The 15528-nt window shown below is 67.0% G+C and carries 36 protein-coding genes; 34 read left to right on the forward strand and 2 right to left on the reverse strand.

Annotation, left to right across the window (positions count from 1 at the left end; translation table 11 throughout):
• Positions 1-5 precede the first annotated feature (5 nt).
• From AB0C30_RS58285 to AB0C30_RS58315, 7 genes are all read left to right on the forward strand, one after another.
• On the forward strand, positions 6-1151 hold the full coding sequence (locus AB0C30_RS58285; RefSeq protein WP_357961889.1) for a phage Gp37/Gp68 family protein: 1146 nt from the start codon (positions 6-8) through the stop codon (positions 1149-1151).
• Positions 1144-1410, forward strand: a complete 267-nt coding sequence (locus tag AB0C30_RS58290) for a hypothetical protein (protein ID WP_357961891.1) — start codon at positions 1144-1146, stop codon at positions 1408-1410. Before AB0C30_RS58285 ends, AB0C30_RS58290 begins: the two co-directional genes overlap by 8 nt.
• Entirely contained in the window at positions 1407-1658 is a 252-nt protein-coding gene (locus tag AB0C30_RS58295; protein WP_357961894.1) for a hypothetical protein, read from the forward strand. Before AB0C30_RS58290 ends, AB0C30_RS58295 begins: the two co-directional genes overlap by 4 nt.
• Positions 1655-2065: a DUF397 domain-containing protein gene (locus AB0C30_RS58300; RefSeq protein WP_357961897.1), complete on the forward strand. Its 411-nt coding sequence runs from the start codon at positions 1655-1657 to the stop codon at positions 2063-2065. The genes AB0C30_RS58295 and AB0C30_RS58300 overlap by 4 nt, the downstream gene beginning before the upstream one ends.
• 125 nt (positions 2066-2190) lie before the next feature.
• Positions 2191-2973 (forward strand): hypothetical protein, encoded by a 783-nt coding sequence (locus AB0C30_RS58305; RefSeq protein WP_357961900.1) that lies wholly within the window; start codon positions 2191-2193, stop codon positions 2971-2973.
• On the forward strand, positions 2970-3242 hold the full coding sequence (locus tag AB0C30_RS58310) for a DNA translocase FtsK (RefSeq protein WP_357961903.1): 273 nt from the start codon (positions 2970-2972) through the stop codon (positions 3240-3242). The genes AB0C30_RS58305 and AB0C30_RS58310 overlap by 4 nt, the downstream gene beginning before the upstream one ends.
• The gene (locus tag AB0C30_RS58315) at positions 3242-3511 is read left to right on the forward strand and encodes a hypothetical protein (RefSeq protein ID WP_357961906.1); all 270 of its coding nucleotides are present in this window, start codon (positions 3242-3244) and stop codon (positions 3509-3511) included. Before AB0C30_RS58310 ends, AB0C30_RS58315 begins: the two co-directional genes overlap by 1 nt.
• 4 nt (positions 3512-3515) lie before the next feature.
• On the opposite strand, the gene AB0C30_RS58320 is transcribed toward AB0C30_RS58315, so the two are convergent.
• On the reverse strand, positions 3516-3794 hold the full coding sequence (locus AB0C30_RS58320) for a hypothetical protein (RefSeq protein WP_357961909.1): 279 nt from the start codon (positions 3792-3794) through the stop codon (positions 3516-3518).
• Positions 3795-3947: 153 nt separating this feature from the next.
• Here AB0C30_RS58320 and AB0C30_RS58325 point away from each other — a divergent pair, with 153 nt between their 5' ends.
• The 23 genes from AB0C30_RS58325 (at position 3948) to AB0C30_RS58435 (ending at position 13168) form a co-directional block, all read left to right on the forward strand.
• On the forward strand, positions 3948-4334 hold the full coding sequence (locus tag AB0C30_RS58325; RefSeq protein WP_357961912.1) for a hypothetical protein: 387 nt from the start codon (positions 3948-3950) through the stop codon (positions 4332-4334).
• Positions 4335-4446: 112 nt separating this feature from the next.
• Positions 4447-4704 carry a hypothetical protein gene (locus AB0C30_RS58330; protein WP_357961915.1) on the forward strand — a complete coding sequence of 86 codons (258 nt, stop codon included), beginning with the start codon at positions 4447-4449 and terminating at the stop codon, positions 4702-4704.
• A gap of 4 nt (positions 4705-4708) precedes the next feature.
• Positions 4709-5023, forward strand: coding sequence for a hypothetical protein (locus AB0C30_RS58335; RefSeq protein WP_357961918.1), 315 nt, complete (start codon positions 4709-4711; stop codon positions 5021-5023).
• Between the two features lie 64 nt (positions 5024-5087).
• Positions 5088-5243 (forward strand): hypothetical protein, encoded by a 156-nt coding sequence (locus tag AB0C30_RS58340; RefSeq protein ID WP_357961920.1) that lies wholly within the window; start codon positions 5088-5090, stop codon positions 5241-5243.
• A 54-nt stretch (positions 5244-5297) separates the two neighbouring features.
• On the forward strand, positions 5298-5516 hold the full coding sequence (locus AB0C30_RS58345; RefSeq protein WP_357961923.1) for a hypothetical protein: 219 nt from the start codon (positions 5298-5300) through the stop codon (positions 5514-5516).
• Positions 5517-5579: 63 nt separating this feature from the next.
• The gene (locus tag AB0C30_RS58350; protein WP_357961926.1) at positions 5580-6065 is read left to right on the forward strand and encodes a hypothetical protein; all 486 of its coding nucleotides are present in this window, start codon (positions 5580-5582) and stop codon (positions 6063-6065) included.
• Between the two features lie 90 nt (positions 6066-6155).
• A complete protein-coding gene (locus AB0C30_RS58355; protein WP_357961929.1) occupies positions 6156-6443 on the forward strand; it encodes a hypothetical protein in 288 nt (95 codons plus the stop codon).
• A gap of 3 nt (positions 6444-6446) precedes the next feature.
• Positions 6447-6680: a hypothetical protein gene (locus AB0C30_RS58360; protein WP_357961931.1), complete on the forward strand. Its 234-nt coding sequence runs from the start codon at positions 6447-6449 to the stop codon at positions 6678-6680.
• Positions 6673-7086, forward strand: coding sequence for a DUF4326 domain-containing protein (locus AB0C30_RS58365; protein WP_357961933.1), 414 nt, complete (start codon positions 6673-6675; stop codon positions 7084-7086). Before AB0C30_RS58360 ends, AB0C30_RS58365 begins: the two co-directional genes overlap by 8 nt.
• Before the next feature lie 46 nt (positions 7087-7132).
• Positions 7133-7429, forward strand: coding sequence for a hypothetical protein (locus tag AB0C30_RS58370; protein WP_357961936.1), 297 nt, complete (start codon positions 7133-7135; stop codon positions 7427-7429).
• Positions 7426-7716: a hypothetical protein gene (locus tag AB0C30_RS58375; RefSeq protein WP_357961938.1), complete on the forward strand. Its 291-nt coding sequence runs from the start codon at positions 7426-7428 to the stop codon at positions 7714-7716. Before AB0C30_RS58370 ends, AB0C30_RS58375 begins: the two co-directional genes overlap by 4 nt.
• Positions 7709-8080 carry a hypothetical protein gene (locus tag AB0C30_RS58380; RefSeq protein ID WP_357961941.1) on the forward strand — a complete coding sequence of 124 codons (372 nt, stop codon included), beginning with the start codon at positions 7709-7711 and terminating at the stop codon, positions 8078-8080. Before AB0C30_RS58375 ends, AB0C30_RS58380 begins: the two co-directional genes overlap by 8 nt.
• Positions 8073-8477, forward strand: a complete 405-nt coding sequence (locus AB0C30_RS58385; RefSeq protein ID WP_357961943.1) for a hypothetical protein — start codon at positions 8073-8075, stop codon at positions 8475-8477. The genes AB0C30_RS58380 and AB0C30_RS58385 overlap by 8 nt, the downstream gene beginning before the upstream one ends.
• A gap of 38 nt (positions 8478-8515) precedes the next feature.
• On the forward strand, positions 8516-8899 hold the full coding sequence (locus AB0C30_RS58390; protein WP_357961946.1) for a hypothetical protein: 384 nt from the start codon (positions 8516-8518) through the stop codon (positions 8897-8899).
• 4 nt (positions 8900-8903) lie between these two features.
• Complete coding sequence (locus tag AB0C30_RS58395) at positions 8904-9503, forward strand: DUF6011 domain-containing protein (protein WP_357961949.1); 600 nt, start codon at positions 8904-8906, stop codon at positions 9501-9503.
• Positions 9500-9952, forward strand: a complete 453-nt coding sequence (locus tag AB0C30_RS58400; RefSeq protein ID WP_357961952.1) for a hypothetical protein — start codon at positions 9500-9502, stop codon at positions 9950-9952. The genes AB0C30_RS58395 and AB0C30_RS58400 overlap by 4 nt, the downstream gene beginning before the upstream one ends.
• Positions 9949-10146: a hypothetical protein gene (locus AB0C30_RS58405; protein ID WP_357961955.1), complete on the forward strand. Its 198-nt coding sequence runs from the start codon at positions 9949-9951 to the stop codon at positions 10144-10146. The genes AB0C30_RS58400 and AB0C30_RS58405 overlap by 4 nt, the downstream gene beginning before the upstream one ends.
• A 103-nt stretch (positions 10147-10249) precedes the next feature.
• A complete protein-coding gene (locus tag AB0C30_RS58410; RefSeq protein WP_357961958.1) occupies positions 10250-10498 on the forward strand; it encodes a hypothetical protein in 249 nt (82 codons plus the stop codon).
• A 65-nt stretch (positions 10499-10563) separates the two neighbouring features.
• On the forward strand, positions 10564-10749 hold the full coding sequence (locus AB0C30_RS58415) for a hypothetical protein (RefSeq protein ID WP_357961961.1): 186 nt from the start codon (positions 10564-10566) through the stop codon (positions 10747-10749).
• A 107-nt stretch (positions 10750-10856) separates the two neighbouring features.
• Positions 10857-11690 (forward strand): hypothetical protein, encoded by an 834-nt coding sequence (locus AB0C30_RS58420; RefSeq protein ID WP_357961963.1) that lies wholly within the window; start codon positions 10857-10859, stop codon positions 11688-11690.
• Positions 11691-11874: 184 nt separating this feature from the next.
• Positions 11875-12120, forward strand: coding sequence for a hypothetical protein (locus AB0C30_RS58425; protein WP_357961966.1), 246 nt, complete (start codon positions 11875-11877; stop codon positions 12118-12120).
• A 242-nt stretch (positions 12121-12362) separates the two neighbouring features.
• Positions 12363-12659: a hypothetical protein gene (locus AB0C30_RS58430; RefSeq protein WP_357961969.1), complete on the forward strand. Its 297-nt coding sequence runs from the start codon at positions 12363-12365 to the stop codon at positions 12657-12659.
• Positions 12660-12928: 269 nt separating this feature from the next.
• Positions 12929-13168, forward strand: coding sequence for a hypothetical protein (locus AB0C30_RS58435; RefSeq protein WP_357961972.1), 240 nt, complete (start codon positions 12929-12931; stop codon positions 13166-13168).
• Here AB0C30_RS58435 and AB0C30_RS58440 read toward each other — a convergent pair.
• On the reverse strand, positions 13132-13581 hold the full coding sequence (locus tag AB0C30_RS58440; protein ID WP_357961975.1) for a hypothetical protein: 450 nt from the start codon (positions 13579-13581) through the stop codon (positions 13132-13134). The two genes, AB0C30_RS58435 and AB0C30_RS58440, sit on opposite strands and share 37 nt — an antisense overlap.
• A 63-nt stretch (positions 13582-13644) precedes the next feature.
• Between AB0C30_RS58440 and AB0C30_RS58445 the strand changes: the two genes are divergently transcribed.
• The 4 genes from AB0C30_RS58445 to AB0C30_RS58460 all read left to right on the forward strand — a co-directional run.
• Positions 13645-13929: a hypothetical protein gene (locus AB0C30_RS58445; protein ID WP_357961978.1), complete on the forward strand. Its 285-nt coding sequence runs from the start codon at positions 13645-13647 to the stop codon at positions 13927-13929.
• Positions 13916-14149, forward strand: a complete 234-nt coding sequence (locus AB0C30_RS58450) for a hypothetical protein (RefSeq protein ID WP_357961981.1) — start codon at positions 13916-13918, stop codon at positions 14147-14149. The genes AB0C30_RS58445 and AB0C30_RS58450 overlap by 14 nt, the downstream gene beginning before the upstream one ends.
• A 2-nt stretch (positions 14150-14151) precedes the next feature.
• The gene (locus tag AB0C30_RS58455) at positions 14152-14607 is read left to right on the forward strand and encodes a hypothetical protein (RefSeq protein WP_357961983.1); all 456 of its coding nucleotides are present in this window, start codon (positions 14152-14154) and stop codon (positions 14605-14607) included.
• A 67-nt stretch (positions 14608-14674) separates the two neighbouring features.
• The coding region (locus AB0C30_RS58460) for a hypothetical protein (protein WP_357961986.1) at positions 14675-15528 on the forward strand (854 nt) is incomplete at its 3' end.

Genomic DNA, 15528 nt, shown 5'->3' on the forward strand with positions numbered 1-15528 from the left:
CCGAGATGGCCGACAACACCAAGATCGAGTGGAGCGATGCGACGTGGAACGTCGTCATCGGCTGCGACCGGGTATCTCCTGGCTGCGGCATGCCCCGTTTCGACGGGGACGACCCAGGTGGCTGCTATGCGATCACGCAGGCGCACATCCGCGCCGCGAATCCGCACCCGAAGGTGGCCGCCGCGTTCGCTGGCCTCACCGAGCGCACCGAGAAGGGGATCGACTGGACGGGCAAGGTAAACCTCTTGGCGGATCGGCTTGACCAGCCGCTCAGGTGGCGCAAGCCCAAGCGGATCTTCGTCAACAGCCTCAGCGACCTGTTCCACGAGCGCGTGCCGGACGAGTTCATCGCCCGAGTGTTCGCGGTCATGGCCAACGCGCCACAGCACACTTTCCAGGTGCTGACCAAGCGCCACGCTCGGATGAAGAGCCTGCTCAACAAGGCCGACTTCCGGTTGATGTGCGAGGCGGCCGAGGCCGATCTCATGAACGACGAGGCGTCACCGATCTCCGGCCCGCGGCGCCGTGCATGGCAACGGCAATGGTGGAGCAACTTCGCCAAGCCGCTCCGCAACGTGTGGGTGGGAGTCAGTTGCGAAGACCAGAAGTGGGCCGACATCCGCATCCCCGCCCTGCTCGACACCCCGGCCGCCGTCCGGTTCATCTCCGCCGAACCCCTCCTCGGCCCCATCGACCTGTTCGGCCCGCTCGTCCATCCCGGACACAGGCCCCGGCTGACGTACTGGCTCGACGGGCGCCCCGGGTGGGGCGCGGAAGAGACGACCGCAACGGGCTTGACCACGCAGCGGCTCACCGTGGGGCCCCGCCTCGACTGGGTCATCGCGGGTGGCGAGTCCGGCCCCGGTGCTCGGCCGGCGCACCCTGATTGGTTCCGGCAACTCCGCGACCAGTGCCAGCAGGCGGGTGTCGCCTACCTGTTCAAGCAGTGGGGCGGGTGGGCTCCCACCGGTCTGAAGGGCATCGGCCGCTCCCCGAAGGGCCACGCGCTCGTCGGCGACCCGGTGGACGAGCACGGGCACCGCATCGAAATGGCCCGCGTCGGCAAGAAGGCCGCCGGCCGCCTGCTGGACGGCCGCACCTGGGACGAATTTCCGACCGTCACGCCGCAGGAGGTGGCTCTCCATGGCTAGCACCGAGCCCGCGACCGAGGCGGTCGCTGTCGACTTCGACCTGCCGTACCTGGGCTGGTTCGACCACTACCAGTTCGGCTGGCAGGCGGCCATCGTCTACCAGCGCAACGGCGAGCGTGTGGCCTACCGGCTGGGGGAGCCCCTCCCGTTCGAGCGGGCCACGGAGATGTGCCGGGTGCTCGCCTCGGTGACCGGCGTACAGGTGGCTGGCGAGCTGAGCAAGCGCGGGTTCCTGCCCGTGTCGATGGGCGCTCCGTGACGTGGCCGTTCCGCCCGTACCCGTGGCCGCGCACGCCGGGCTTCTGGGATGTGGCCACGGTCGTGGACGAGGCGCCGACGGCGGCCGAGCAGGTCGACGAGGCGGACGGGGTGTGGCCGTTCGGAGACGCCGACGTCGCGGTGGAGGCGTGCGTTCTGGACGACCTGGCCGCGCTGACGACGGTTCACGGACCGTGGGAGGCGGCGAACCTCAGGTTCAACCCGATCGGCGAAGGAGACCGACGATGATCCCGAGCGAGTGGCGTACGGCCAGCGACTGCAACGGCGCCTCGTCCTGCGTCGAGGTGGCTTCCGTCGCTGGCAGCGTCTTGGTGCGGGACTCCAAGCTCGGCGACGCCTCGCCCATCCTGCGCGTCCCGGTTCCCTCGTGGTGGTCGTTCCTGGCCGCAGTCAAGACAGGCCAGACGCTCACCTACGGCGGAGTCCTGTGGGTGGCGGATGTCGACGCCGGCTGGCTGGTGTGGCTGCGGGACGAGCCGGATGTGACGCTGTGGTTCGACCGGGCGGAGGTCGCTGCGTTCGTCGCCGGGGTCCGCGCTGGCCAGTTCGAGGTCGTGTCTCTCGCATCCGGCATGCACGGCTCGGACGGAACCGGCCGTGCGCGCGCCTCTGAGCCACCACTGACGGCTCTGTAGGCGCTTCGGGTCTCGTAGGTCGTCCGGGGTTTCCCAAGGGGTCTCTACGGCCCTCTGGGGCGCTCGTCAGTTCGAGATCAAGATCAACATACGAACTCAAGATCGATAAGAGGAGTGGAAAACATGTGCATCTGCGGCAACAGGCCCTGCACCTGCCCCCGCTGCGGCGTCTGCGGGAACGTCACCTGCACCTGCCCGACCAGCAGCACGGAGGCAAGTCGATGAGCGACCTCACCAAATGGCCGCGCCTACTCGTCACCGGCGAGAACGTCACCCGAGAGCAGGCCAACGAGATCCTCATCCGCACCGACGGCTTGAACCCATGCATCAACGACAGGGTGTGGGAGCGCACCGTCAAGGACCTCGCTGAGGAGTTCGGCCGCCCACGCCCCTACGACTACAGCCGCACCAGCGACAACCCGGAGTCCTGGCGGGAGCATTACGCCGCCGACCAGGCATGGAGAGCCCGAATGGGCCTGCTGGATCTGCACTACCTGAGAAACGCCCGCATCGCTTCCTCGTGGATCGGCGGCCCGCACGGCTGGTGCGACTGGGAGGGCCGGATCGGCTGCTCCAACTACAACATCGGCAAATGGCCGTCCGTCGAAGAGGTCACCGAAGACTGGACCGCCATCGCCGAGGCGTTTCCGTACCTGGCCCTGCACGCCCAGCTCGTCACCGACGAAGGCGAAGGCACGGTGGCTGCCACGTGGGCGGTCCGAGACGGCAAGGCCGCACTCGTGGAGCCCGCCGGCCAACTCGCCCCGGTCCCCTCCGACGATGTTGCGGGGATGGTGTTCGGCCTTCTCTACAGCGCCGACCGGGAGCGCGGAGTGTCCATCAACCGGCTGCGTGAAGCGCTCGCCCAGGTCGCCGCTCAGCAGTCCGGAGAGGCGGCAACCCGATGACCGTCTCGCTGCCGATGCTGATCGAAGCGATCGAACTCGTGGTCAACTCCGGGTCGGCTGCCCGATTCCAGCGGAAGATGCGGGTCGGGTTCGCCACCGCAGGCAAGCTACTCGGCCGCCTGGAGGATCTCGGCGTCGTCGGCCCCGAGAAGGCCGGCGGCCGTCGAGCCCGCGAGGTCCTCGTGAAGCCGGACGACCTGCCGAGCTTGCTGGCCGAGGTACGGGCCCCACGCGAGGTCGCTGCCGACCAGCCCGGGGAGGCGTCCTGATGCCAGCGGATGTCCGCTCCCAAGCTTGCGCCTACGCCCGTAACGGCCGAGTCGCGGTCGTCTCCGCCTCGCCGGCTGAGGACGCGGGCAGGCGGGCAGGTCACGTCATCGCGTACGTGGCCGGCCAGTCGGGCACCTATCAGGTGACGTTGGGTCGGCGGGGCTGGTCGTGTACGTGCGGGGATGCCGGCTCGTGCCCGCACGCTGCGGCAGTCCAGTTGGTGACCGGTCATGACGGGCTCGCCCGTAAGCCGGGGGAGTCCCGGTGAAGGGCTACTCCCCGGAGGGCTCGGAGGCCCGCTGGCTGGCGATGAGCCAGGCGCGGATCTCCTGCCAGCACCAGCCGGGCACGCCATTCACGTGGGCGATGGGTTCCGGCATGGGGATCTCGCGGGGGCGTAGGCCGGAGCGCGTGGGTGAGCCCTTTGCTACCCAGGCGCGGCGGTACTTCTCCCAGTTGCGGACGGTGCTCATGGGGAACTCGACGCCGAAGTCCTTCAGGGCGTGCTCGATGATCTCGGCGTATCCGACGACGTCGTGTCTGTGGGTCACGTGATCAGCGTACCTTCCTTGGCGGTCCGGTCAAGCCGCTTGTGGCTTAGTCACGTTTAGATCTCAGGCAATCGACTAGACTATGGAAGGCTTGACGGCTAAGCCAAATCTGGTAGTTTCAAGTCATCAGCAAGAGCGACCAGGGAGTACGAGATGACCGCGACGATCGAGGCCAGCGAGACGATGACCGCCCGCGAGATCGCCAAGGCCCTCGGTGTCGGCACCCGCACCCGCAAGTTCGTTCTGCGCGACGAGTACGGGATCGAACTCCGCGACGGCAGCCGCCGCTACGCCAAGGTGCTGGCCGCGCTCTCCCGCAGCGACATGTCCGACCTGCCCATCCGCATCCACACCGTCGCCTACGCCCTCCGCAAGTGCATGGTCTCCGGTCGCATGAACGCCGCCTCCGAGAACCGCATCGCCGACTACAGCCCCTACCAGCTGTGCGCCTTGGTCGCCCGGATCGCCAGCGAATGCCCCGAGACCACGATCGGCGGCATCTGCGACGGCTGGCTGCTCGCCAACCACGCCGACCTGTAGCAGCCCTCCGGCCCGGGGCGACCCGGGCCACCCCAGTCCGACCAGCAGTCACCCGGAGTGCGAGACCCGGGACGGACGCCAGAGCAAGACCCCCGGCAACAAGGAGATGAACATGACCACCGTCGTCGACCTCGGCACCCTCAACCGCGACCGTCAGGGCCGCTTCGCCAAGGTGTTAACCCTCCAGTACGACACGCATGTCAAGGGGAGCGTCGCGGTCGTCAAGCTTGTCCGCCACCTGCCCGCCTCCGGCGTCGAGATCGTCGGCAGGGTCCTCGCGAAGGTTTCCGAGGACGTCGCCTGGAACATCGAGGTCCTCGACTCCGACGGCAACGACTGCACGTTCGACTTCGAGTGCTTCCAGGGCTGACGGCATGATCCCCAGCCTGATCCTGGACCTGCCCGCCGCCCCGGCCCGGCCGGACGACGTGACTCCCGAACTGATCGCGACCCGCGTGGCGGAGGGTCACACCTGCGTCCGCTGCCTCAAGACCGCGACCAACGCCTATGTCGTCCACACCGACGACGGGGGCCGCTGGATCGACCTGTGCCAGGTCGACAGCGACGCGTTCATCCACTGGGCGGACCGGCAGATCGTCGTCATCGAGTTGCCGACCCCGGCCAACCCGAACCCGGAGCCGCCCGCCTCGCCGCTGCTGGCTCTCGCTGAGTTCCTCTCCACCCGCTGACCTTTCCCGGCCCCGGAACCCCTCTGGGGCCACACCCAAACCCGCGACGAGCAAGGAGCCCACCGTGCGGACAACCCTCACTCCCGAAAAGCTCACCGACCTCGCGCCTGCTGATCGCGAGAGGTTCGCAAACGATCTGGAGTTCCTCGTCGACAGGCTCGAAGGGGTGGCCCTCGCTGAGGCTGTCGTGAGGCAGATGCAGCGGTTCGGCCTCGCCTGACCCCCTTTTGGCCCGGCTCCTCCTGTCGGGCCACCCAACCCCCTGGAGATCGACATGAGCACCGAGACCGTAGACCTCGCCGCGATCGACTTCGACGAGCTGCACGAGACCTACCTGTCCCATCCCAAGCTCTGCCCGTGCGCCCGGTGCGCCGAGATGGATCGGCGATTGGGCGCGATGTGCGTCCACCCAGGTTGCCGCAAGCTCAGCGCACCGGGGAGTTGGCGCTGCGGTGACCACCCGTCCACGACTCGCCTGCACGTCGCGAACTGACCTTCCTGTCTCCCGGCTCCTGCCGGGAAGGCCGACCTACCCCTGAACTAAACGGAGATCGACATGGGTAACTCACCGAGCGCCGCACTCGCCTACGGCTACGACCTGGGCGGCGAGGGCTGGAAGTTCCGCGAGGTCGACGAGTACGGCGGCATCGACGCCGAGAAGGTCACCTGGTACGACGACAGCGAAGACGCCGACGACTTCATCACGCAGGCGGAGCGCCACCTGCTCGCCGCTGCGGGCTTCACTGAGACCTGGGAGACCAGAGTGGGTGACGGCTTCTTCAAGCGGGAGAGCGCGGCTAAGGAACGTCTCGGCGTCACCTTCGAGCGCTACAGCTACGGCGAGGACCCGATGTACGTCCTCGCCGCCAAGACGATCAGCGTCGGCGACGACCAGGCGCTGGTGATCGGCAAGCAGGACGTGGCCCCGGACCTCGGCCAGTTCCTGGAGTGGAACCGCACGCTCAAGGCGGCACTGGACACACTCGGCATCACTCCGGAGCAGGAGAGCCCGAGTTGGCTGCTCTGCGCCTACTACAGCTGATCGCGGCTCTCTCCTCCCGGCTTGGACGGGCAGCCTCAGACGCAGGAGGGAGCACCAGACCCAAGACCATCGACGACAAGGAGACTTGGGATGGCCAAGCGCCGCCTCACCATGACCGCCGTACAGGACGCGATCCACGAAACCAAGACCGGGCCGTTCGTCGATCGGGTGCTGCCGACCGTCCGGCTCGATGACGGCCGCCAGTTGGTGCGTGTGATCCTCTGCGACTGCTACGACGACCCGCGCTCTACGCCCGCTGGGGAGGCGCTGATCGGCAGTCTGGAGGCGTCCGGCTGGGTCGTCACCCACAGACACGGCCGCGCCTACTCCACGCTGACCGTGTGCGAGCCGGTCTCCGACGCTCCCAAGGAGAGCTGACCCGTGACGACCACGATCGACGATCTTCTCGGCCGCATGTGGAGCGACGAATCCGACACTGTCGCCGAACTCCAGCCGGACGGCTCCCGGACAGTCACCGGCCGGCAGGGACGCTACAACCGCAACCAGGCCATCACCGCCATGGTCCTCGCCGAGTCGTACGCGGCCGGCAAGACGGCCGATGACCCGTTCGTGCAGGGATGGGAAGCCGAGCTGAAGGAGCCCCACCATGGGTGAGACCCCTAAGCCGCAGCGCATCCAGAGGAGACGCACGAAGGGCTGGACCATGCCGGAGGGCGCCGTGTATGTGGGCCGCCCAACCCGCTTCGGTAACCACATCCGCATCACGCGGAGGAAGTTCGACGACGAACGCAACCCGATGTGGCACGTCACCGGCAGCCCGCGCTATCTGGACGGCCCAGCGTTCAACCTGCTCTTCACCGCCAGGGTGGAGGCAACGAAGCAGTTCGAGGCCGACCTCCTACGGTGGCGAGACATCGAGTACCCGTCCATAGAGGAGATTCGCGCCGTACTAGCGGGGCGCGATCTTGCGTGCTGGTGCCCTCTTCCCGAGTGGCCTGAAAGCGACTGGTGTCACGCGCGGGTCTTGCTGGAGATCGCGAACGGAGAGCCCGATGCCTGACATCCCTGAGCCCGCGTTTGAGACTCCCTTTGAGGGAGCCAACACAGTGTCAGCAGACTCAAAGGACGAGGAAGCCGTACAAGCCGCAGCCGAGGTGTCAGACGGCGCCATGCCCTGCCCCGTCCCGAACCCGGACAACGGCGACCCGTGCATCAAGAAGATCCCGAACGGCTGGCGCGCCGATGAAGGCCACGGCGGCGGCCACATGTGGATGAGCCCCGAAGCGGAAGCGATCTTCGACGGCGGCCACTACGACGCCACAGCGGCGCTGTCCGGCCAGCCGTTCGAGGGGCACCTGCCGCAGGCCTGCCACGCTGGATGCCCGCACTGGAGGCAGCCGTGACTCCCGTTGAGGTGATCGAGGCCGCTCTCCGCGAGCATCTGAGGCTGAGGCTGGGCAAGCGCGCCCTCACCGACGCCATGCTGGACAAGCCGATCATGCTGTCCGGGAGTGAGGCAGCGGACGCGGCCAGGATCGCTGTGGACGCTCTGGCCGGCGCAGGGCTGGTCGTCGTATCCGCTGAAGACCTCCGCACGTACGTCGTCGACGAGGAGCCGCTCTTCAGCGACTACGTGAGCGCCCAGGCCCGCCTCCGTGCCGCCCTACCCGAGGAGAAGACTAATGTCTGACGAAATGAGCAGGCGGTACGCCGACGCGCTCGCTGTCACCAACACGCTCGACGAAATCGACCTCGAATTCACGCTCCAGCTCGTGCTCGGTCTGCGCGAGGAGGAGGTGGCGAAACTGCGTGAGGAGCGAGACCTTGCCATCGCCCACGACCGTCAGCCCTACCCAACAGCGTGGGCGTACGAGCAGGTGTGCAAGGCCCGCGACCGGTGGCAGGAACGCGCCGAGAGTGCCGAGGCAGCCATCGCCCGCGTGCGTCGCCTGTGCGAACTCACCATCGCCGCATCCTGTCGCGTCCAGGCCATAGATCAGGCCCGAGACACCCTCGCCGCTCTCGACGACCACCGGGAGGTCGACCATGGCTAACCTCCGCCGGCCTGGTGGCCGCTGGCGTCTCCTCGTACACGAGTGGCTTGGCAAGCAGCCTGGCAGCGACGTCCGGTACGGGACCTCCCACCACGTCTCCAGCGCCCCAGGCCAAGACGGGGAGCACTCCAAGCACCACCACCTGGCGAACACCGAGTTCGATGAGCTGGTGGTGGGCTCGTGGTTGCATGTGGAGCAAATGGATGCGCACGTCTACTGGATGAACGTCGGCGGAGTGACCTTGAACGTCCGAGTGGATCGCGACGGGCGCCCACAGCGAGTCTCCGTGTACGGCCCCGGCGGCTACGCGTCGTCGGAAGATGGAGTCGAGTACGAGCTGACCTGGAGCCTGCCGCCTGAGACACCAGCCCTACCTGAGACGGGCTGTGACCGCTAGCGTCGGCCGTGGAGAGAGATTCCCGAGGAGGACGGGTAATGATTGCTGCTAACTGGGAGATCATCGCCAAGGTTGAGCCCCGTCTCGCCGACCTCGACCGACTTGTCCAGCAAGCCGTTCAGGGTGTCGCCGACGACGACACTCGATGGTGTGCCAACAGCTTCTTCCACAGCTCCATCAAACCGTTCATTCGTCACTTTGTAGGTTGGGGCCGTGGCTATCCGACCCAGGAAGCTCGGCCGCCAGGCGACTCGTGGAAGCCGATCACGTTCGACCATTACCTGAACGGTGAAGAAGACAAACTGCGCCGGCCGGCCACCAACGAGTTTGAGGAGATGCTGCGCACCCCGGATGCGTATGACCTCGTCTACGAGCGTCTCTACGCTCACCTGCCCGGCTGCCGTAGCTGCAGTTGCATGTAGCCGGATGGACGAACCCCTGACCCTCGACCTGGATGAGTTCTTCTCGCGCCAGCATGTGACCAGGTGCGCGGCATGTAAACACCGGCTGCGCACCGAGGCGTCACGATCTCTCGGTCTCGGGCCGGACTGCGCATCCAAGCTCGGCCTCACCCCGCGCCGGCCGATACGGATCACCGGAGTACCCGCGGGGTGGAACTGCTACGGACAGACCGACCTACTGGAGGAGGCGCACCCGATGGAGATCGTCAGGCCGAACGAGCCCTGGACAGTGGAGCTCTACAACGGCGAAAGATTGATCGACGCCACAACGTTGGCGGAGGAGCTGGGCGAAGTCCTGACGTGGGCGCATGCACGCTGGTACGCCCGTCGGGTAATGCTCGGCTCCGAGATTACGGTCAGGCTCTCGCAAGGTGACCGCACGTGGGATCACGAGGAGGTGGCCGCTGAGTACGACCGCCGTTTCGCATCTGCAATCAACTCTTGGCACATGACCACCCAGGAACAGTTGGACGCCTTCGAGCAGAAATACGGACCAAGGGAGGACAATCGGCCGGACGCGACCGTCCACCGGATCTTCCCTCCGCCGGAAGGAAAGGCGCCGTGAGCACCGATCGCACCGCCGAATTGCAGACGGCGATCGACTCCGCCGACCACGAAGGGTTCACCTCGCTGGAAGAGGCCGCCGCCGATGAGCTGATGCGCTTGTGGGGCGACCTGCACGAGGCGATGTGCGCCGCTCGCAACGGCTGCTGGTCGGTCGGCTGCGAGAACACCGCCCACCGAATCGCTGTCCTCACCCGAGCGCTCGGCAAGGCGACCCCGTGGCAGGAGGTCCAGATAGAGCTGCTGGAGACGGGCATCTACCAGGTGTTCCACGACCTGGCGGGCGTGCCGTACGAGGAGCCGGACATGGACGTGATCGCCCGCATGCGGGCAGAGCGGGAAGCAAGCCTCGCCCAGATCCGCGCCAGGCCGCGCATGACCGTCAATGTCTACCCCCGCATGGAACCGGACCGCAGCATCAACCCCGACTGGTTCAGGCGGCGGCCGTGATCTGGGACCGCACCTACCAGAAGATCAACGGCGACCAACTGGTCACCGACTTCAAGGAGTTCTCCATCAGCTTCGAGCCCGCGCTGAGCAGCCCGTTCATCTGGATGAAGAGCAAACCTGGCGCGTTCCGGCCGACGTGGGATCTGCGGATCTGGCCGTTCAACATCCACTCCCATGGCAAGCGGGCGAGGTGACCACCATGAGCGAAGGAGAGTGGTGGGCGCTGGCGACCGCCCTTTTCAAGGACGAGCAGTAGTCAACCGTCCGATCATGGACACGACATGCCAATGTGGGATAGTGCACCACCAAAACCGCCCCCCACAGCACACCAAAACCCTCCGCGAAACCGCAGCACAGATCGCGTTCCCCGACTGGCGACCGCACCCCGACGACTGGACCAGCCTCCACACCGGCTTTGACCACGGCGACCCGTACACGGAGGTGGCCGTCTACCGAGACCGCACCCGCGTCCACTACGCCCGCATCAGCGGCGACGACCTGAAGCCGTTCTGGGAGCGCATTCTCGCCACACACACCACGCAGTGAGACGATTGCTGCCGATCCCACGTCCCGACATGCGCCAGACTCTCATCTGCGATAATGATCGCACGATGCACGATTCTCTCGCCCTCATCACCCGCCATCCCCGCCTGCCCGGTGTAGAGCTACACCACGGGCCGCGCTCGGGCGAGTCCTACCTGATCGCTGTCGGCGTCCGCCTGGACGGCAACCAGCTGATCGATGTGGGAACGTGGCTGATCGAACACGGACAGACAGCCGACCAGCGAAGACGGTAAACGACAGACGGCCTCCCGCCCGCCAGCGAGAGACCGCCCACAACCCCACCAGACCCCACAGGCTCACAGGTCTTCCCGCACAGCGTACTGATCGGGGAGGCCAAACCGTGTGGATCCACTCAGACCCGAACGCCGACGACGGCCACTGGCGCGACAACGGCCAGCGCGAATGCGCCCGCGGCGACCGATGCTCCGACCCGCGCCTGGTAGCGCAGGGCGCCAAGACGGTCCGTCTCCCGGCCCTCACCTATCAGGCGTTCTGTCACCAGGACCGCAACGCCGTAGCGAAAGCCCTCAACGATCTGCCGATGCTGTTCGTGCGCGTCCACCAAAGGCTCGACAAGACGTTCGCCGCAGCTGGGGGAGGACCGATCGTCGCCATGTCGAAGACCGCGCCCGTACCTCTGTCGCTGCCCGCGGACGAACTGCTGCGGCTCCTGCTCGCCACGCTCGTATCGTGGGAAGAACGAGTCCGTACTGTGGCACGCCTCGCCGCGCTGGACACCGTGACATCCCGGCGCCGGCGTGATGGTGCGATCCTCACGCAGGCGTGGACGATCCTCGCCGCCCACCTCGACGCGCTGCTCGCCCTGCCCGCCGAACCAATGCCCCGCGGCGACAGCATCGAAGACCTGTCCGGAGTCGACGCCGGCCTCGAACTCCTGCATCTGGCCTATCGGTGCCGGGCGTTCCTGACCGACACCAAGCAGGCGGCACGTCACCTGTCCGGCGTGTACTGCGATTGCGGGTTCGCGGAGCTGTATGAGGTCCTCGACGATGATGGGCGACCCGACGGAGCTCGTTGCCGTACCTGCCGCTGCGAGTACGACCAGGAGGAGTACAGCGAGCTAACCAAGGTCCGGGCCGAGCCGGTGAAAACCTACCGGCGGGGCGGCGTTCGAGTCGCCTTACTGGACGATGCGGGCAGTAGGCGAGCCTGAACCGTTGAACTGTGGTCGCCGCCCCGCCACGTCGGCGGGATGGGCGGCCACGAAACCCGCGCTCCGGCGCGCCATAGTTGGCGTTTCGGCTGGTGACCTGTTATAAATCGGAATCAAGGTGGGATCAAAGGCTCTCAGGCGCGGACGTGTCGGGGGCCTTTTCGCATGTCTGGGGGTGTCCAGCATGCCCGACCGTCCTGAGCGGATCACGATCGCCGCCGCCGCTGTGCGTCTCGGCAAGCCGGAGCCGACCGTCCGCGTCTGGGCTTCCCGGCATCACGCCCGCAAACTGCTCAAGCTCGGCAAGACCGCCTGGTACGACTGGCTGGACATCGCCACGATCGCCCGCCAACTCCATCGCGGCGAGCCTGTGCCGTCCACTCCGGAGGAGCGCGACGAACTGCGCGCCTCTCTTTCCGCTGCGGCCTAGAGGCCGCTAGACATCCCAAGAACGCGCGCTCCTGGTGCAAGGAGCGTGCCCGCTCCGCTGTTTCCCTCCCCCGTGGGAGACAGCGTGGAGCCCCACCCGGTGTCGGTCTGGTCTGCGGGATCTGAGGGGTCCACGGGCGTAGGCCAGGCCGTCACCACCCCCAAGAGCGCGTGCCCAACTCCCCGCGTGGGGGGTCACCAGGGAGCTGGGCGCGCATCAACCTCCAACCCCCTGGAGATCACGTGGACAGCGTGAAGCCGTACCTGGTAGTCGACACCAGAACGAGCAGCGGCAAGGACAAGAGTCACCACCCGTATGAGGCGTTCCTGAAGTGGCTGCGAGCGGAAGGCATCGACCCCGAGAAGGGGAACCGGTGCGAGGTGTACGAAGGCCGCGACGGGAAGCCGCCGTACGCGATCGTTCACCTCTTCGAGGTCGACGCGGACGGACGCAAGATCTTCGACGAGGTCACCGGCGAGGCGGTCACCTACGCCGACATCGTGGCCCTGTCCTCGCTGCCGCCCTCGTGGGAGGTCTGATGCCCGCGATGCCTGAGCCCTTGCGAGCACTTCGTCTTCCTCGTCATCACATGGGGCGACTCTCCGCCCACCTGGGACGGCAGCGACAACCGGACTCTCTTCGGCCCGTACATCGTCCGTGAGGACGGCTCTCACCTCTCTGAGATCGAGGAGGTGGCACGCGGCTGGAAGCGCGACCACCCGGACCTTCCCGGTATGGCCTTTATCTATTTTCCACTGAGCCGACCCGGTTCGAATAGCTGTTCGACCCGCTCGGTATCCTCGACGGCATGCAGGGCGACCCTCCGTCTGTACGACTTCCCGGCCATCCTTCCGGAGCAGGCTTCCTGCTGGAGTGGCGCAAGAACGCGGACGGCGCCAGGGAGTACCTCGTCGAGATCGTGGAGATCTCGTCTGGCTACCGTGGCGGCCTTCAGGAGCCGCGCCCGGTCTGGTTCCAAGCGGACGAGGTCGAGCCGATCTCCGGCGAGGACTACACGCGGGTGCCGCGCACACGCACCGACAGCTGAGGGTGGTGGCCGCGTACAGCCAGTTCGGCAAGTGCCGCCTCCACGGCAGAAGACTGCGTCTCGCTAGACAGCGAGCCAAGGATGTCAGCGATCCTGCGGGACTGTTCGATCGCTCCGAGTTCAACGGCCGACGCGGCAAGCTCGCGTACTACCACCCGCCGATCTTCTGCTACGTCTTGGTTGGCCACCTGCTCTGCGAGCTCATCTACCTCTTCCCGCCGTGCGGCAGCGGCTGCGGCCAGATCGATCTGTCCGCCAGGGAACTGCAACGACGTGATGCGGTCGATCAACCTGCTGAACGCCGCGTTGTGCCGCCGCATGATCAGCCACACGGCGAGCACTACCGCGACTGGCCAGGCCAGCCCTGAAACCAGCCCGCTGATCGCTTCGATGAGTTTCGCCCACTCTTCCACCCGCTGAGCGTCCTCCAATGCCCGCCTCTATGCGGGCTCTTTCGCATGCCCGGAGGTGGTCGCGTGGCCCTTTCGCCGACCCGCTGGACCTACGAGAGCACGGGCCTGACCTACGCCGAGTGGCTGCGCGACAAGAGCCCGCAGACCCGCCCTCAGGGCTGGACCCACGCCACCCACGATCAGGTACGCGAAGGCCACGACCGCACTGGCCGGCGCTTCAAGGCGACCACCGACCAGCTCGGCAACGACGTGATCCAGCACGGCCGAGACCAGCAGAGCGTGCATATCAAGAGCCCCGAAACCATCTTCGCCACCATCCCGAAGGAGGGCTCTCGTGTCGAGCCTTGATCTTGCCGAGGAGCTAGAGGCTCGCGCCGCCGCGCTGCGAGCGGAAGCCCGCCTCGAAGACGACCTCGAAGCCGCCAAGCAGGAGTACGCCAACAGTCCGACCGAGCAGACAAGGGCGGCCAAGCAAACTGCCGCCGAGGCGCTGCGGGCCGCCCGCGCCGAGCGCCGCTCTGAGGGCGTCGTGGTCGGCGGAGACGCGTTCGTGGATGAGGAGGTTTAGCCGTGTCGATCACTCAGTCTGGCCTGTTCGTGGCCACGGTCGTCGACATCTACGACACCACCCAGCTCGCGGCCAACCTGGATGGCGACACCATCAAGGTCGCCCTGTACCCGTCAACGATCACTCCGGACTTCAATGCGGCGGCGGCGAGCGCCGCCTACGCGGCAGGCGTCTACTCCGGAACCGAACTGTCCGGCACCGGCTACACCGCTGGCGGGGCGACGCTAGGTTCCACCACGTTCACCGGCGCGTCGGGTATCGCCACGTTCGATGCCGCAGACACCTCGTGGACCAGCTCCACCATCACCGGTGCTCGCGGGGTTCTTGTCTACGACAACACCCTGGCGGGCAAGAACGCGTATGCCCTAGTCGACCTAGGTAGCTCGTACAGCACTTCCGCCGGGACGCTGGCAATCACCTGGTCGGCATCGGGGATCTGGCGGATCACTCTCGCCTAGCCTGATCTGCGTAAACGCCGCCTGACTCTGCCGCCGCCGGGCGGTTTTCGCATGTCGGGGGGTCGGCGTGCCTGCGGCGTACCGCTCCCACACCATCGCCGACAGCGGGACCACCCCGTACACGATCGCCAAACCGTCCGGCGTGGTCTCCGGAGACGTGCTGGTCCTGTGCCAGTACGCCGACTTCGGGGCGTTGACCGACATGGTCACCCCCTCAGGCTGGACGCAGATCGGCAGCGTCGACGCCGCCTCCTCCTCCGACCTGCACGGCAAGGTGTGGGTGCGAACGGCGGGCGGATCCGAGCCGTCCACATACAGCTTGTCTCACCACTCGTCCGCGTTCAGTGTCGGCATCCTGGTCGCAGTGTCGGGCGGAAGCGCACCGTCCACAACAGCGAACTCGACCTCCGGCACCGGCACCGCTATCGCCACGCCGGGCATCACCCCGACCGGGTCGACTGACCTGGAGGTCCGGTTCGCGGGCTGCAACGGCGCAGGCACCGTCCGGACGCTTACCGTTGCCGCGGGGTTCACCGAGCCTGCGTCGGCGGATGTCAACCACGGCGGCTACCCGACCGCGACGGTCGGCTATCGGACGCTGGTGAGCGGGAGCGCGACGTCCGCCGCGAACTTCACCGCTTCCGGCACGATCTCAGCAACGGCCCGTATCGGATTCACGCTGACGGTCCCGTCCGATGGCACGTCCGCTACCGCGACCCCGTCTGTGGTGTCGGCAACCGCGAGTATCCCGTCTGCGACGACCATCGCAGGCTCCACCGCTACACCTGCCGTGGTTGCGGCGGTCGCGTCCGTCCCCGCACCTGCGACGTCCGTCGGCGGCATCGAGTTCGTGGCCGCCTCCCACGCCGAGAGCCTCACCGGCGTCCTGCCTGCGGGGGCGCAACAGGGTGACATCCTGCT

It is taken from the genome of Nonomuraea sp. NPDC048901, assembly GCF_040649695.1.
In the GTDB taxonomy this organism is placed as follows: Bacteria; Actinomycetota; Actinomycetes; order Streptosporangiales; family Streptosporangiaceae; genus Nonomuraea.

Coding starts and splice junctions, on each gene's coding strand:
- AB0C30_RS58285 (WP_357961889.1), top strand. CDS start 6: ATGGCCGACAACACCAAGATCGAGTGGAGCGATGCGACGTGGAACGTC.
- AB0C30_RS58290 (WP_357961891.1), top strand. CDS start 1,144: ATGGCTAGCACCGAGCCCGCGACCGAGGCGGTCGCTGTCGACTTCGAC.
- AB0C30_RS58300 (WP_357961897.1), top strand. CDS start 1,655: ATGATCCCGAGCGAGTGGCGTACGGCCAGCGACTGCAACGGCGCCTCG.
- AB0C30_RS58310 (WP_357961903.1), top strand. CDS start 2,970: ATGACCGTCTCGCTGCCGATGCTGATCGAAGCGATCGAACTCGTGGTC.
- AB0C30_RS58315 (WP_357961906.1), top strand. CDS start 3,242: ATGCCAGCGGATGTCCGCTCCCAAGCTTGCGCCTACGCCCGTAACGGC.
- AB0C30_RS58325 (WP_357961912.1), top strand. CDS start 3,948: ATGACCGCGACGATCGAGGCCAGCGAGACGATGACCGCCCGCGAGATC.
- AB0C30_RS58330 (WP_357961915.1), top strand. CDS start 4,447: ATGACCACCGTCGTCGACCTCGGCACCCTCAACCGCGACCGTCAGGGC.
- AB0C30_RS58335 (WP_357961918.1), top strand. CDS start 4,709: ATGATCCCCAGCCTGATCCTGGACCTGCCCGCCGCCCCGGCCCGGCCG.
- AB0C30_RS58345 (WP_357961923.1), top strand. CDS start 5,298: ATGAGCACCGAGACCGTAGACCTCGCCGCGATCGACTTCGACGAGCTG.
- AB0C30_RS58350 (WP_357961926.1), top strand. CDS start 5,580: ATGGGTAACTCACCGAGCGCCGCACTCGCCTACGGCTACGACCTGGGC.
- AB0C30_RS58355 (WP_357961929.1), top strand. CDS start 6,156: ATGGCCAAGCGCCGCCTCACCATGACCGCCGTACAGGACGCGATCCAC.
- AB0C30_RS58365 (WP_357961933.1), top strand. CDS start 6,673: ATGGGTGAGACCCCTAAGCCGCAGCGCATCCAGAGGAGACGCACGAAG.
- AB0C30_RS58380 (WP_357961941.1), top strand. CDS start 7,709: ATGTCTGACGAAATGAGCAGGCGGTACGCCGACGCGCTCGCTGTCACC.
- AB0C30_RS58385 (WP_357961943.1), top strand. CDS start 8,073: ATGGCTAACCTCCGCCGGCCTGGTGGCCGCTGGCGTCTCCTCGTACAC.
- AB0C30_RS58390 (WP_357961946.1), top strand. CDS start 8,516: ATGATTGCTGCTAACTGGGAGATCATCGCCAAGGTTGAGCCCCGTCTC.
- AB0C30_RS58395 (WP_357961949.1), top strand. CDS start 8,904: ATGGACGAACCCCTGACCCTCGACCTGGATGAGTTCTTCTCGCGCCAG.
- AB0C30_RS58415 (WP_357961961.1), top strand. CDS start 10,564: ATGCACGATTCTCTCGCCCTCATCACCCGCCATCCCCGCCTGCCCGGT.
- AB0C30_RS58425 (WP_357961966.1), top strand. CDS start 11,875: ATGCCCGACCGTCCTGAGCGGATCACGATCGCCGCCGCCGCTGTGCGT.
- AB0C30_RS58435 (WP_357961972.1), top strand. CDS start 12,929: ATGCAGGGCGACCCTCCGTCTGTACGACTTCCCGGCCATCCTTCCGGA.